Below are 13,963 nucleotides of genomic sequence, written 5' to 3'. Positions count from 1 at the left end.
ACAAAGGATGTCCATACTGTAGGACAGCTATCGACCTCTCCATGGCCCATTCTTTCGCAATGACGATATTCCAAGGCCACCGGCTCAGAAAAGGCAGATTCTCCGAAACGGGACGCCCCTACCTTGTTACCTTTGTGACCAAGAACCGGGAGAGGCATTTCGCAGATCATAGCTTGGCGAGGCTCACCTGCCAGCGGTTGCACGAGGCTGAACAGCAAAGCTGTCTCAAGAACTGGTGCTATGTGGTGATGCCCGACCACGTTCACTGGTTATTTTCACCGTTGGAAGGTGATATCAGCAGGATCGTCAAGATGGTCAAGGGCAGCATTAGTCATAAGGCCGGCGGCCCCCTCTGGCAAAAAGGCTTTCATGACCGGGCCATTCGCAACGAATCAGATCTACTGCCTGCCGCTCGCTATGTTATTGCCAATCCGGTTCGTGCAGGGCTGGTGAGCAGTGTCTGTGATTATCCATACTGGAACGCCAAATGGCTCTAAGGAGTTGTAGGAGCCCAGCTTGCCTGGGCGAACAGGCCCTTTCCTGTAACCCGGTGCAAGAGAAACTCAAGCCTTTGCTCCTGACATTCAGAGCACTTGCAGGGAAATGCCTGCCCAATGCTCCAACATCTGCCAGGCAGGTTACGTTGACGCGAAATGCGGCCCCGTGATTTTCCTAGTACCCGCCCCGCCCAAATCAGACGAAATGACTACCTGACAAGGGCACGAAACGTTGATATTGCAGTGCCATTATTTGTGAGAAGCTCGGTTTTCGGAAGGAACGCAATAAAAGACTACACAGGCGTTACAGCTTTACTGCTATTCGACAACAGGACAGGTTCAGGTTGCGCAGTAAGGTGAATACAGGACGACTGTTTAGTACAAAATAAGAAAGGGAAGGAAAATCATGTCAGCAATCACCAAGCATCTCTGTGGTGCCGCTATGGCTGGCGCCCTGCTCCTCACCGGCCAAGCCAATGCCGCGGATCAGCAAGCCACTGTGATTCTCAGCCAAAGCTGCGATTACCTGCTGCTCAATTCCAGTGCCGGCATGGTACTGGTCAAGCAACTGAACGGCATCAGCCCGCAAGCCGGCGACACGCTGAAAGGCAACTTTACCCCCGGCGATTTCAGCAACCTGCAAAACACCCGGAATCAGGACTCCATGCAAGTGTGGGTCGATCTGGTCGATCCGCATAGCAGCAAGGCCCTCAGCCAGTACGGCCGCTACTGCGCCTGATATCTATCAGCTGTAACCCTGTTCTCTCCACCCGCTCCCGGTGTTCGCGCCGGGGTGCGGGTGTTTTAATATGGCGCGGCACGCAACAGGCGTTCCGCCGAAGCCCCCCTGTTTTGTAGGAGCCCAGCTTGCCTGGGCGAACACCGTCAAAAACGTGAGCCACCCGTTTCCAGAAACAAAAACCTGACCTGCTACGGTTTACGATTTTGCCTTTCGAAACTCGTTACTCGTACCTCGCAGCGGCAATCTTCGCCCAGCAAGTGGGCTCCTGCAGGAATGTCGGGCTGGAGAGGGTTACACCGGAATCAGATGCTCAAACAGCAGCTGCGGATTTCGCTGGCCACGGAATTCATTCACCTCAAGCCGGTACACCCCACGCACGCGGACGATACGGCTGGGCAACGATTCCACCGGCACATTGAAATGAATGGCATCGATCACGCCACTGACACCGGGTAGCCCCAGTGTCAGTTTGAGATGCCGCTCACCGACAATCTTGTGCTGCAACACCTCGAACTCACCATCAAAGCAAGGTGCCGGGAAGCCCTGCCCCCAGGGGAAGCGGTGGCTGAGCAACTCCGCATTGCTCAACGTCAGATCCTGATCCGACAACTCGCCATCGGTCTCCACGCGGCGCTCCAGTGCCTTGGGCGACAGCATCTCCGCCACCACCGCCTCAAACGCCACCTTGAAGCGATCCAGCTGATCCAGATCCAGCGACAAGCCCGCCGCCATGGCATGACCACCGAACTTGCTCAGCAGCCCCGGGTTACGGGTGGCCACCGCATCCAGCGCATCACGCAGATGCAGGCCAGGTATCGAACGGCCAGAGCCTTTCAGGGTGCCAGGCTGCTGGGCCGGTGCGAAGGCAATCACCGGGCGGTGAATCGCTTCCTTCACCCGCGAGGCGAGAATGCCCACCACCCCTTCGTGCCATTTGTCGCCATACAGGCACAGGCCCGCGGGCAGGTTGTCCGCATTGAGCCGGTTCACCTCCTCCATGGCGGCATCACGCATGCCCTGCTCAATGGAGCGGCGCTCACGGTTGATGGTGTCGAGCTCCTGGGCCATCTCCATGGCTTCTGCCTCGCTGTCAGAGAGCAGGCAGGCAATGCCATGGGTCATGTCGGAAAGGCGGCCAGCGGCGTTCAGACGCGGTCCTGCAGCAAAGCCCATGTCCGCCGCCAGTACCCGGCCCGGATCACGGCCCGCCACTCTTAGTAGCGCGCGGATGCCCGGGCAGCCCTTGCCGGCGCGTATCCGCCGCAAGCCCTGCTCCACCAACACCCGGTTGGCATCGTCCAGCACCACCACATCAGCCACCGTGCCCAGCGCCACCAGATCCAGCAGATCGGTGATCGGCTGAACCGGCTGGAAGCCCTGCTCGCGCAGCGCCCGCTGCAGATCCATGAGCAGATAGAAGGCCACCCCCACCCCGGCCAGATTGGCCGCCGGAAAATCCTCGCAGCCCGGCAAGCGCGGGTTCACCAGCGCATCCGCCTCCGGCAACGTCGCGCCGGGGAGATGGTGATCGGTAATCAGCACCCGCATACCACGGGCACGGGCCGCCGCCACGCCATCCACGCTGGCGATGCCGTTATCCACGGTGATGATCAGATCCGGCTGAAACTGCTGCTGGGCCAACCCGACAATGGCTGGCGAAAGGCCATAACCGTATTCAAAGCGATCCGGCACCAGAAACTCCGGCCGGGCAAAACCGAGCAGTTCCAGCCCCCGCACCATCAGCGTGGTCGCGGTGGCCCCGTCTGCGTCGTAGTCGCCCACGATGCAGATGCGCCAGTGCTCGGCGCGGGCCTGCAGCAACAGCTGCACCGCCCCGGCCAGGCCGGTAAAGCCCTGCGGGTGCGGCAATCGTTTGAGAGCCAGCTCCAGCTGCGCCGGATCGTCCACCCCCCGCCCCGCCAGAATCCGCGCCAACAGCGGCGGCACATCCGGCCAGTCTGGCGTGTGCTGGGGGCGGCGGGTAATGGTGGGCAAGCGCAGCGTATCGATGGGCATCAAACGACCTGAAGCAAAAGCCGTGCAGGGGCCCGTCTCGCCTGAGCGAATGAAACAGTGCCGAGTTACGAGAAGCGAGTTTCGAAAGGCAAAACCGGAAACCCGGCAGGGCCTGGTGTTCGCAACTCGAAACCCGTGGCTCGCTGCTCGATATCATTCGCCCAGACAAACAGGCCCCTGCAAGGCAGGAATGAGATTGCCGGGCAGTTTACCTTAAAACCCCCGCCCCTCGCTGCAGGCATCCGACAGCGCCGCCAAACCACCCTCAACGGAGGCCTCCTCTTACTTGGAACCATAGGCGCCATCATCCAGGCGGAATTCGCTCAGGCGAGCTGAGCTCCTGCAGGGACCGGGTATGGCAACAGCCTTCCCGCTTTTTGTAGGAGCCCAGCTTGCCTGGGCGAACCATGTACGAGCCTTGGCTGCGCAATAACAAAAGACTGAGCCTCGCAGCAAAGGCGCAGCCATTCGAAACGCATCGCTCCCCCGCGCAACGCCTGATCGCCATGCGAGCATAGCTCCTACAAGGGCAACGCCCGACGGTTTGCCACACCAAGCCTGGCCACCGTTGCAGGAGAGCCAACGGGTTGGCCGCAGGGGTCGGCGTTTGCTCCCGCGCATCAGACGCCGGGTAGCGCGTTCGGCCAACAAGTTGGCTCTCCTACAACAATCCGGGGCATTGTGCCTGGGTGGCCGGGAGGTATTCGGGCAACCAGGCCCCGGCCTGCGCGGGTTTTCGCTTTTGTCTCTCGAAACTCGCTACTCGTCTTTCGCGACTGAAAAACTCGCCCAGGCAAGCCGGGCTCCCACAGAAACAATGGCGCTTCCCCACGGCCACAAACGACACCACCCACCCTAATTACGCCATCTGACGCCATCCGACCAATTAGTCACAAATTAGGGCTAAAAAAACCCTTCACGTTCCCTATACTTGCGGGCCTACGAGTTCGTTGATTTATGTAAGCAAACACTCACATGAATCGCGTCGCCTCCCTCTTTTGCGAGGACCTTTCCGACAAAGAGAGGGGTAAAGAGGCACTACCAAAGCGGCCACGTTAGCCGCGTACTTTGGGACTGGAGAGCAAACGCTATGATCTATCAAGGCAACGCCGTAAGCGTACAACTGCTTGACGACGGCATCGCCGAACTGAAGTTCGATCTTCAGGGCGAGTCCGTCAACAAGTTCAACCAGGAAACCGTGGAAGATCTCGGTAAGGCCGTCGAAGCCATTCAGGGCAACAGCGACATCAAGGGCCTGATCGTGACCTCCGGTAAAGGGGTTTTCATCGTTGGCGCTGACATCACCGAATTCACCGACATGTTCAAACTGCCGGAAGACGAAATCGCCGGCTGGTGTCTGAAATCCAACAAGGTCTTCAACGCATTCGAAGATCTGGACATTCCCAAAGTGGCTGCCGTGAACGGTATCGCCCTGGGTGGTGGTCTGGAAATGTGTCTGGCTGCCGACTTCCGCATTCTCAGCGAGAAGGCTCAGGTAGGTCTGCCGGAAGTGAAGCTGGGCCTGTTCCCGGGCTTCGGTGGCACCGTGCGTATGCCCCGCCTGATCGGTGTGGACAACGCTGTTGAGTGGATCGCCGCTGGCGGCCAGCACCGCGCCGACAAGGCCTTGAAGGTAGGCGTTGCTGATGCTGTTGTCGCTCACGACAAACTGCAAGATGCCGCCATCGCGCTGGTGAAGCAGTGCCTGGAAGGCAAGATCGACTTCCGCGCCAAGCGTCAGGAAAAGCTCGAGCCCCTGAAGCTGCCGCCCATGGAAAACATGATGGCGTTCCAGACCTGCATGGCCATGGTCATGGGTCAGGCTGGCAAGAACTACCCCGCTCCGGTTGCCGCCGTGAAAGCCATGCAGACTGCTGCTGGCATGAACCGCGACCAGGCACTGGAAGTGGAAGCCAAGGGCTTCGCCAAAGTGGCCAAGACCCCGCAAGCCACCGCGCTGGTCGGTCTGTTCCTGGCTGATCAGGCCGTGAAGAAAGTGAACGGCAAGACCGCCAAAGGCACCAAGGCGATCGATCAGGCCGCCGTACTTGGCGCTGGCATCATGGGTGGCGGTATCGCCTTCCAGTCCGCCCTGAAAGGCACCCCGATCATCATGAAGGACATCGCCGACAAGGCGCTGGACCTGGGCATGTCTGAAGCCTCCAAGCTGCTGTCCAAGCGTGTGAGCAAAGGCAAGCTGGACGCTGCCGGCATGGGCAAAGTCCTGTCTGCTATCCGTCCGACCTTGAACTACGGCGATTTCGACAACGTCAACGTGATCGTTGAAGCCGTTGTGGAAAACCAGAAGATCAAGCAGTCCGTTCTGGCCGAAACCGAAGGTAAAGTGAAGGAAGGCACCGTTCTGGCGTCCAACACCTCCACCATCTCCATCACCAAGCTGGCCGAAGCCCTTGAGCGTCCGCAGGACTTCGCCGGTATGCACTTCTTCAACCCGGTACACATGATGCCGCTGGTGGAAGTGATCCGTGGTGAGAAGACCTCCGACGAAACCGTGGCGACCCTGGTGGCCTACGCCCAGAAAATGGGCAAGAACCCCATCGTCGTTAACGACTGCCCCGGGTTCCTGGTAAACCGCGTTCTGTTCCCGTACTTCGGCGGCTTCGGCATGCTGATGCGTGACGGCGCAGACTTCCAGGCCGTGGACAAAGTCATGCAGAAGTTCGGCTGGCCCATGGGCCCGGCTTACCTGATGGACGTCGTTGGCATCGACACCGGTGTTCACGCTGCCCAGGTGATGGCGGAAGGCTTCCCCGAGCGTATGCAGTACGACTTCAAAGACGTCTCCACCGTGATGTTCGAAAACAACCGTTACGGTCAGAAGAACGGCGTTGGCTTCTATAAGTACGAGCTGGACAAGAAGGGCAAGACCCAGAAGGTTGTCGACGAAACCACCTACGAGCTGATCAAGCCGCACGTGGCCGACACCAAGGAATTCGATGCTGAAGAAATCATCGCTCGCATGATGATTCCGATGTGCACCGAAACCGTTCGCTGTCTGGAAGACAACATCGTAGGTTCCGCTGCCGAGGCCGACATGGCCATGATCTACGGCATCGGCTTCCCTCCCTTCCGTGGTGGCCCGCTGCGCTACATCGACAGCATCGGCGTACAAGCCTTTGTTGAGCTGTGCGACAAGTACGCGCACCTGGGTGGCATCTACGAAGCACCGCAGATGCTCAAAGACATGGCCGCCAAGGGCGAGTCTTTCTTCGCCTAAGCCACGGACTGACAGGAGATATAGATATGAGCTTGAATCCGAATGACGTAGTAATCGTCGATGCGGTCCGTACTCCCATGGGCAAGAGCCGTAATGGCCAGTTCCGTAACGTGCGTGCCGAGAAACTGTCTGCACAGCTGATCCAGGCGCTCATGGCGCGTAACCCCAACTGGGACATCCAGCTCACCGAAGACGTGATCTGGGGCTGTGTAAACCAGACCAAAGAACAGGGCATGAACATCGCCCGTAACATCTCCATGCTGGCTGGCCTGCCGCGCACCAGCGCTGCCCAGACCGTGAACCGTCTGTGTGGCTCTTCCATGCAGGCCCTGCACTCCGCTGCCCAGGCCATCATGACCGGCAACGGCGACACCTTCGTCATCGGTGGTGTTGAGCACATGGGTCACGTCGCCATGGATCACGGCATCGACCTGAACCCGGAAATGTCCAAGGTGGCAGCCAAGGCCTCCAACATGATGGGCCTGACTGCCGAAATGCTGGGCAAGATGCACGGCATCACCCGTGAGCAGCAGGACGAGTTCGGTGTGCGTTCCCACCGCCTGGCCTGGGAAGCTACCCAGGAAGGTCGCTGGAAGAACGAAATCGTGCCGATCGAAGGCCACGATGCCGAAGGCAACAAGGTCCTGTGCGAGATCGACGAAGTGATTCGTCCGGGCGCCACCCTGGCCGACATGCAGAAGCTGCGTCCGGTATTCGATCCGGCCAACGGTACGGTGACGGCCGGTACTTCCTCTGCCCTGTCTGACGGTGCTTCCGCCATGCTGGTCATGAGCGCCGAGCGTGCCCAGGCCCTCGGCCTGAAGCCCCGCGCCAAGATCCGCTCCATGGCTGTTGCGGGTTGCGACGCTGCCATCATGGGTTACGGTCCGGTACCGGCCACCCAGAAGGCCCTGGCTCGCGCAGGCCTGACCATCGACGACATCGACTACGTGGAGCTGAACGAAGCGTTCGCTGCCCAGTCTTTGCCGGTGGCGAAGGACCTGAAGCTGCTGGACAAGATGGAAGAGAAAGTGAACCTGAACGGTGGCGCCATCGCCCTCGGTCACCCGCTGGGTTGCTCCGGTGCGCGTATCACCGGCACCCTGCTGAACGTCATGGAATGGAAAGATGGCCAACTGGGCCTCGCCACCATGTGTATCGGCCTGGGTCAGGGTATCGCTACCGTCATCGAACGTGTATAAAACCTGATAACCGTCGCCTGACGCCGGACTCGCTCCGGCACTCAGGCCCGGATGCCCATTTCCGGCCCCGCCTCACAAGGGCGGTACTGGGAACAAAAAACCCCGGCTTATCCGCCGGGGTTTTTCTTTTTGGCCGCTTCGCGGCTGCACACGCAACACGCAAAACCATCAAGACTCCATCGTAGGAGCCCATGCTCGCATGGCGATCCCGCAAAGCGGGATTTGGAAAGCTCAATCAAGTGCCAATCAGGCAAGTGCTGCCACCGGCTCAGAAACCCAGCACCACAAAATCAGCTAGAAAACCGCAGAATATACTCTCCTTCCCAGCCGTCTGGGCCGATACCGGGAAACTGCATTGCAGAAGCGATCATGAGAAAGCGTCGTTCAAGCTCAGAATGGCTCAGGTCAGATTGGATAATTTCTACTGAAGCCACCTTCCCATCACCTTTTACCTCAAGCCTGAACGTAACATTGCCTTGCAGAAAGGGTTCATCTCTCAACGCTCTTCGGTAATGGCTATCAAATTTGGGTTTGTAGCGGCAGAACGTATGGTTGATTAGCGATAAAGCCGAGCTCTCTATACTCCCCCGTTCACAAGACTCATCGCTCGCATTGCGATTAGAGGCTTTGCCAACCAAGGCCTTACCCTCTTGCCCTGATAAACCCCGATTACCCTCAGAAGCAACAGCATTTCCCAAAAGCAATGTCAGACTCAGCATCAAAAAAGGAAGTCTCATAAATTTCTAACCCAATATTCATCACCCACAAAAAGCAGATGAAGACATGCTATTGTTGCTGGCGATATTGGCATCCCGGGCTGTTTGGAACAACACCGATCCAGGGGTCGAAACGGAGCAGCGAAGTGCTTGTCAAAAAAATTCATTCACTGGTAACCGCCCTCCACCAAAGGAAGCGACTTGTCATTTTCATCTATGTGTTGGCGATATTGCCCGGAATTTGGCATTTCCAGGACATCAAAAGCTTCTTCAACATCATCTTCGCGCTAGTCTTTATTGAGTTTTTCACGCGTTTATACATCATCCGAGATCTACCCTTCGTAAGCATTGCCTCAAATCATGTTCCGGAAGACGCGGTAGATATCATCGATTATGGGTTTGGGCTTTTAACCTACATTTTTGGGATATGGATGGCGGCCTACATATATCTCGAAGGTATCCAGTGAGAGCTTTCTCTAGAAGATGCCTATTTCTCGAACAACAATAAACAAACCGATGAAGTCACGAAGCGCACGGGCCATGACCTGACCCTCGAGTTCAAAAGCAAGTCATAGGGCCTTTAAAAATTCAACCAGCGCAGACATTTCATCTTCTCTAGTTATATCAATAAAACCAAGCACCTCAGACCTAGAAGACAAAATTTTCCCATAACTCAATAGCTCACGATCAGAGCTCCAACCCTTTTCTGAAAAGAATGGTATTGGATTAAGGTGAAACATAACAACTTCTTCTAGTGTTTTAAAAACTCCGTTATGACCATATGGAGGTGTCCGAGATACATAAATCAGCGAAGGGGTTCTAAATTTATATCTATCCCCAAGCTCATGAGTGACACTTGCCCGCCCAACATCCTGCCCATGAATATATGGCCCAAACTCTCCCTGAGGGACGCCAAGAGAGTGAAAATCAAAATCCGAAAACAAACTTCCTCCATGGCAACTTGCACACCTCCCTTTCCCGAAAAATGTGACAGCTCCCTCTTTTTGTTTATCCGTCAATGCCTTTAGATCACCATTAATATATTCCTCCCAAGGAGTTGGGGAACAATCCCTCACCTTCTCGGCTATAAAACTAGCCAAAGCATTACCGACAACCTGGATACTCGGTTCTACAACATCTGCAGCGGCAAAAGCATCAGACAATCTTAATTCACCTTCATCACTTGGCTCACGCACAACCTTATGAATCAAGATATTGGCAGCTTCAATTTTTTTCTCATAATAAACATCATTGATTAGCTCGAGATTTTCACTAGATCCATACGGTCTCTGCAATCCTAAGAACTCATCGCGTGCCAAGATTGGCAATACCGCAGCAACAGCAAGCGGCGAATTAAACCCTATCTTATAACCATCTCCAATCGGGGAATAAACAATCCCGTCATTTTCCTGAACCCGACCATCCCAAAAAAAATTTATATAATCAGAAGATGCGCGCCCAAATAAAGTAAAGGCATTACGAGGAACAATGACCCCGGAGCTCTTAATTCTATCAACTCCTTCCCCCTCCCCGCCCACTCCTATCGCGATAGGAAGGCCGTCAGTAAGCGCCATCTCGTCAATGTGGCAAACTGAGCAGGACATGTCTTTATCGCCACTAAGTACGGGCGTATTAAAAACAAGTTCACCTATTGGGGAGAGGGCATCATCAATCAAATCTTCATCAACTTCGCAGAGGCGCGACTCAAGGCCATAGACCTCTTTTATGAGATGCAATTTATCGTCTAAGGACAAGGAGTAACAGTTAACTGAAAACAAAAAAGAAACCAACAGAAAAAAGACATTCTTAATGGCAATCTTCATCGCTCTCTAAACCTATGCTGCTCGACTAGTTTTTCGGCTGAATGCTGATTAATCTCTAGCGCTTCAAGCCCCAAATAGGAAAGCACATTCTCATCAAGCCCAGAAAACAACATTATCTTTCTTGTCTTGTCATATTCATGACAAACCAGCAAATGAACCTTAGAACTACTTTCCAACATTCCATCTTTATATTGATCAGAAAACCATGATTCATCCATCGCATTAGCACACGCCGAGCTAAGTAAAATGTATTTCTCTGAATAAACCAGGTACACCGAAACAGGGAATACTACATTTTTCAATATCCACATAACGCAAAACAACGACACCAAAGACTTGAAAATTAAATTCAGTATCATGGCGCAAGAATCCCTAAGGAGTTAAGCAACTCCGCATCAATCAGCCCCCATTCTTTCAATCCTTTATCGATACGATAATTCTGAATAGCGGCTCGCGTCTGAGGCCCCATCAAGCCATCAATACTTCCATGATAGTAACCATGAAGATTTAGCGCTAACTGAACCCGTCTAATTAGAGTAATTCTATCTAACTTCAACTTATCAGATGGCTGACGTTGATACTCTTTAGGATATGTTGGCGCAGGAGGCTGCCCAAGAGGGTCCGAGTTGTAGCGAGGTGCCGTGGACCTTGATGGCGCAGCCCCCCCTCCCCCTGAAGAACGGTGAGAACTATGAGAACTATGAGAACTGTGCCCGCTCGATCCGGAAGAAGAACGATGAGAGCTGTGGCTGCTATGGCTACGGTGACCAGCCAAATAAAGAGGCTCACCCTGATTAAGTGGCACGATCACCACATCTCGAAGAGCGTCCTCAACATCACTAGGTCTGGCACCATCATTATATGCCCCATTTGCAGATTGACTATTCAAAGCTAAAAATCCTGGAAGCAAAGTTGCCAAACGCTTAATCACTCTCACAATATTTTCCTCGGCTTATGGTGTGTCCTCCCTTTGGATGAAGAAAAGAAACCACCACATTGTTTTTTTAATGAACAATCACCGCATTCTTCAGGGTAATAATTCTTCCAGTCAGAGATAGACTTTACTGCTCGACCGCGCAATCCTTCATCCAAATGACATAATGGATAATTGTACAAGACAATCGGGACCCCACCCTTATCTCCGTTAACTATGCACTTCCTGAGCTCAGATGAGTAACTTTCCGGTGAAACATATAGAGTGCCCCAATTAAGTTTAGCCCACCCTGTTGGCTCAAGATTCATAATCGATATCTGTGACACCGAAGAAAATACGCGACAAGCGAACTCCACAACAGAGCTCAATTCGGAAAAATTTTTTTTCGTGGGTATTATTCTTAGCTCAACAGGAACGCCTAAATTTCCAGCATTAATCAATCCTTTAACCGTCTCATGAAATGCCCCCTCAGACCCAACCAAATGGTCGTGAATATCACTATTAAGTGAATAGAGAGGAATACCAAAACATATCTTCCCATCAGCACACCGCTTAGCTACCTCACTTGCATAATCTTTATCAGAAAATGCCCGCCCATTCGTAAGAACATGTAACGATGTAGCAGGAGACAATTCAGAAACACTATCTATAAATTTCACAAAGCGCTGACCATAAAGAAGCGGCTCCCCACCACTTATACCAATCAACATTGGGGCCTGAAAGGCTGCAATTGCCAAAGCAGATTGGACCAACAACCAATCATCTTCTTCTTTTTTGGGGGGCTGTGAACAAAACAAGCATAAATTATCGCATCTTTCCGTAACTAGGAGAGTATTGTGATTAGCCTTTCTTGAAAGAAGGACCCTAAGCGCGCCATTTCGGGTATAGAACCCAACATCACCATCTTCGATGGCATCAAAAACTTGTTTATCAACTATTCGCCAAGAGCAGTAATCATCCCACCCCCGCATATCATCAACACCTGAAAAAACTCTTACCTGCTCTAAATAGTCATTCCTTTCATCGGGTGCACACTTTCTCAAAAGCACATACCCTACCGGATGCCCGCCATCAGAAGCCCCTTTAAATATATCTTTTCTGACAACATCAACCATGACACCACTCATCAAGTATTTTTCGACTAGCTGGGTCAGAGTAGTATTCATTTATAATGTAGCCAAACATTTCTTTGTGATAATTACAGAACAAAGAAATTGATTTATCTCCAACAGGCTCCCCCTGCTGACTTATATTTTGACATGCATCCACACCACAAAAAGGTTGATAAGCACAATTATCACAACCAGGATGAATAAAATTGAATGAATTAGATATTATGTGTTCGTAAATCGGATTATTCTTAGTCAAGCCTTCATCTACTTTTCCAAATGAAAAGTCAACATTTGGCAAGACACGCTGAAGCATCCTTGCCTCATCACTTCCATACATTTTTCCGTCAAAATCAAATAGAATTGAGTTAAAGACAAATCCTCCCGGTGACTTAAGATCAGCATATTGCGAAAACCCAGGATTCATTACACGCCTCACGTGAACTGAAGCGGAATATTCAAACATGGGCAAACCACTCAAGCATTCAACTTTAATCCTTTCAAAAAGCCTCCTATAAAAATCCATGTACTCTTTTATTGTATACGACTCTCCTTCCCTCCCATCAGCAAACCCATAGGGACTTATTGGCCTAACAAAGATGCCGCGAATGCCGAGCTCCTTATGAGCATCAACAAGTGAATCTGGATTCTTAAGAAGCTCCTTGGTAACAGTTGTCACAGTCGAAATCTTGTCAGCGCCCAGCTCTTCTATTATCCATTTTATTCCGTTTCTGGCTTTCTCAAATGACCCACCATCGGAAAGAATTCGGCTTTTATTATGAATCACTTTTGATCCGTCTAACGACACAGAAAAGAACACATCTCTTCCCTTGGACCAATTAACTATACACCGATCCAACAAGGATAGGCTTGTAGCAATAACCATTTCAAAGGCACCACTCCCTATCACCCTCAAAGCCTCATCATATATTTTTTTTATTAAATCAAACCTTACGAGTGGCTCCCCCCCTTGAATTTCAATCTTATATGGAGGGTCAGATAGCTTCACTATTTTTTTAATTATATTTTCAATGTATCTTTCAGGCATGTCATATTTCTTTGCGCCTATTGAGGCTCTACTCACCTGACAATAAGTACACGCATGATCACATCGAAGGGTTGGAACTATCATGTATGTTGGATTGAACAGCATGTCATTGACGATCTTCTTTGCTGTGCCTGAGGCTAAAGAATAAGTCGCCACCTCAACATCCCGATCAGATGCAATAAAAAGTTTACTCTTCAATTTGTTGTCATTGAACTTGCAACCTGTTGTAGAGGAATGAACTAAATCAAGTAGATAATTCTTGGTAACAACATCATGAAACCCAGCAGAGTTACTTATAAAATAATCGCCACACTCTAACTCTTCAAAATTAAATGGCATTATATTCATGTTGACAATTGATCCTGAATTCCATCAATTACCGCTTTTGCAATTGCCACTCTCGCCCCTTCCGTTTTCAACATGATTCTCTCACGGAGAATATAGTCATTAATCAATCTAGAAAGCTGGCATTCAGTAGAATGGCTATCATCCATCAAAACCACAATCCATTCTTCATCGCTCTCATCCAATGACCACTCACTTACACTAGAAAGCCAATATAGTGCATTTCTAATTACCCATTCCGACAGTTTCAGCTTACTAAAATTTAGTACTTTCATGATTTCCTCACTTAGCAA

The 13,963-nt window shown here is 52.1% G+C and carries 13 protein-coding genes; 5 read left to right on the top strand and 8 right to left on the bottom strand.

Features of this window, described 5'->3' with window-relative positions; all coding sequences use genetic code 11:
* The first annotated feature begins 41 nt into the window (after positions 1-41).
* Both GFN93_RS09995 and GFN93_RS09990 read left to right on the top strand, forming a co-directional pair.
* On the top strand, positions 42-497 hold the full coding sequence (locus GFN93_RS09995; protein ID WP_235901780.1) for an REP-associated tyrosine transposase: 456 nt from the start codon (positions 42-44) through the stop codon (positions 495-497).
* 406 nt (positions 498-903) lie between these two features.
* Entirely contained in the window at positions 904-1,236 is a 333-nt protein-coding gene (locus GFN93_RS09990) for a hypothetical protein (RefSeq protein WP_153500956.1), read from the top strand.
* Between the two features lie 294 nt (positions 1,237-1,530).
* Here GFN93_RS09990 and recJ read toward each other — a convergent pair whose 3' ends face one another.
* Positions 1,531-3,255, bottom strand: a complete 1,725-nt coding sequence (recJ, locus tag GFN93_RS09985; protein WP_153500955.1) for a single-stranded-DNA-specific exonuclease RecJ — start codon at positions 3,253-3,255, stop codon at positions 1,531-1,533.
* A 1,090-nt stretch (positions 3,256-4,345) separates the two neighbouring features.
* Between recJ and fadB the strand changes: the two genes are divergently transcribed.
* A complete protein-coding gene (gene fadB / locus GFN93_RS09980) occupies positions 4,346-6,493 on the top strand; it encodes a fatty acid oxidation complex subunit alpha FadB (protein WP_153500954.1) in 2,148 nt (715 codons plus the stop codon).
* A gap of 26 nt (positions 6,494-6,519) precedes the next feature.
* Positions 6,520-7,695, top strand: coding sequence for an acetyl-CoA C-acyltransferase FadA (fadA, locus tag GFN93_RS09975; RefSeq protein WP_153500953.1), 1,176 nt, complete (start codon positions 6,520-6,522; stop codon positions 7,693-7,695).
* A gap of 290 nt (positions 7,696-7,985) precedes the next feature.
* Here the strand turns inward: fadA and GFN93_RS09970 are convergent, their stop codons facing one another.
* Complete coding sequence (locus tag GFN93_RS09970) at positions 7,986-8,414, bottom strand: AgmX/PglI C-terminal domain-containing protein (RefSeq protein WP_194285785.1); 429 nt, start codon at positions 8,412-8,414, stop codon at positions 7,986-7,988.
* Positions 8,415-8,557: 143 nt separating this feature from the next.
* Between GFN93_RS09970 and GFN93_RS17225 the strand changes: the two genes are divergently transcribed.
* Entirely contained in the window at positions 8,558-8,878 is a 321-nt protein-coding gene (locus GFN93_RS17225; RefSeq protein ID WP_194285784.1) for a hypothetical protein, read from the top strand.
* A 102-nt stretch (positions 8,879-8,980) separates the two neighbouring features.
* Here the strand turns inward: GFN93_RS17225 and GFN93_RS09965 are convergent, their stop codons facing one another.
* From GFN93_RS09965 to hxsD, 6 genes are read right to left on the bottom strand one after another with little or no spacing between them, the layout of a single operon-like run.
* Positions 8,981-10,234 carry a His-Xaa-Ser system-associated MauG-like protein gene (locus GFN93_RS09965; RefSeq protein ID WP_153500951.1) on the bottom strand — a complete coding sequence of 418 codons (1,254 nt, stop codon included), beginning with the start codon at positions 10,232-10,234 and terminating at the stop codon, positions 8,981-8,983.
* Positions 10,231-10,593, bottom strand: a complete 363-nt coding sequence (locus GFN93_RS09960) for a TIGR03982 family His-Xaa-Ser system protein (RefSeq protein ID WP_153500950.1) — start codon at positions 10,591-10,593, stop codon at positions 10,231-10,233. Before GFN93_RS09960 ends, GFN93_RS09965 begins: the two co-directional genes overlap by 4 nt.
* A complete protein-coding gene (locus GFN93_RS17575) occupies positions 10,590-11,171 on the bottom strand; it encodes a peptidoglycan-binding protein (RefSeq protein WP_208993734.1) in 582 nt (193 codons plus the stop codon). Before GFN93_RS17575 ends, GFN93_RS09960 begins: the two co-directional genes overlap by 4 nt.
* A complete protein-coding gene (hxsC, locus tag GFN93_RS09950; protein ID WP_208993733.1) occupies positions 11,168-12,334 on the bottom strand; it encodes a His-Xaa-Ser system radical SAM maturase HxsC in 1,167 nt (388 codons plus the stop codon). Before hxsC ends, GFN93_RS17575 begins: the two co-directional genes overlap by 4 nt.
* Entirely contained in the window at positions 12,276-13,673 is a 1,398-nt protein-coding gene (hxsB, locus tag GFN93_RS09945; RefSeq protein WP_153500949.1) for a His-Xaa-Ser system radical SAM maturase HxsB, read from the bottom strand. The genes hxsC and hxsB overlap by 59 nt, the downstream gene beginning before the upstream one ends.
* On the bottom strand, positions 13,670-13,945 hold the full coding sequence (hxsD, locus tag GFN93_RS09940) for a His-Xaa-Ser system protein HxsD (RefSeq protein WP_153500948.1): 276 nt from the start codon (positions 13,943-13,945) through the stop codon (positions 13,670-13,672). The genes hxsB and hxsD overlap by 4 nt, the downstream gene beginning before the upstream one ends.
* Between the last annotated feature and the right edge of the window lie 18 nt (positions 13,946-13,963).

The organism is Alcanivorax sediminis (genome assembly GCF_009601165.1).
GTDB classification, from domain to species: domain Bacteria; phylum Pseudomonadota; class Gammaproteobacteria; order Pseudomonadales; family Alcanivoracaceae; genus Alcanivorax; species Alcanivorax sediminis.
The sequence above is the reverse complement of the archived record's forward strand: the minus strand, read 5'-3'. Positions and strand labels throughout refer to the sequence as shown.

Excerpts from the sequence above, each read along its gene's own strand:
- GFN93_RS09995 (WP_235901780.1), top strand. The coding sequence starts at position 42 with ATGGCCCATTCTTTCGCAATGACGATATTCCAAGGCCACCGGCTCAGA.
- GFN93_RS09990 (WP_153500956.1), top strand. The coding sequence starts at position 904 with ATGTCAGCAATCACCAAGCATCTCTGTGGTGCCGCTATGGCTGGCGCC.
- recJ (WP_153500955.1), bottom strand. The coding sequence starts at position 3,255 with ATGCCCATCGATACGCTGCGCTTGCCCACCATTACCCGCCGCCCCCAG.
- fadB (WP_153500954.1), top strand. The coding sequence starts at position 4,346 with ATGATCTATCAAGGCAACGCCGTAAGCGTACAACTGCTTGACGACGGC.
- fadA (WP_153500953.1), top strand. The coding sequence starts at position 6,520 with ATGAGCTTGAATCCGAATGACGTAGTAATCGTCGATGCGGTCCGTACT.
- GFN93_RS09970 (WP_194285785.1), bottom strand. The coding sequence starts at position 8,414 with ATGCTGAGTCTGACATTGCTTTTGGGAAATGCTGTTGCTTCTGAGGGT.
- GFN93_RS09965 (WP_153500951.1), bottom strand. The coding sequence starts at position 10,234 with ATGAAGATTGCCATTAAGAATGTCTTTTTTCTGTTGGTTTCTTTTTTG.
- GFN93_RS09960 (WP_153500950.1), bottom strand. The coding sequence starts at position 10,593 with ATGATACTGAATTTAATTTTCAAGTCTTTGGTGTCGTTGTTTTGCGTT.
- hxsC (WP_208993733.1), bottom strand. The coding sequence starts at position 12,334 with ATGAATACTACTCTGACCCAGCTAGTCGAAAAATACTTGATGAGTGGT.
- hxsB (WP_153500949.1), bottom strand. The coding sequence starts at position 13,673 with ATGAATATAATGCCATTTAATTTTGAAGAGTTAGAGTGTGGCGATTAT.
- hxsD (WP_153500948.1), bottom strand. The coding sequence starts at position 13,945 with ATGAAAGTACTAAATTTTAGTAAGCTGAAACTGTCGGAATGGGTAATT.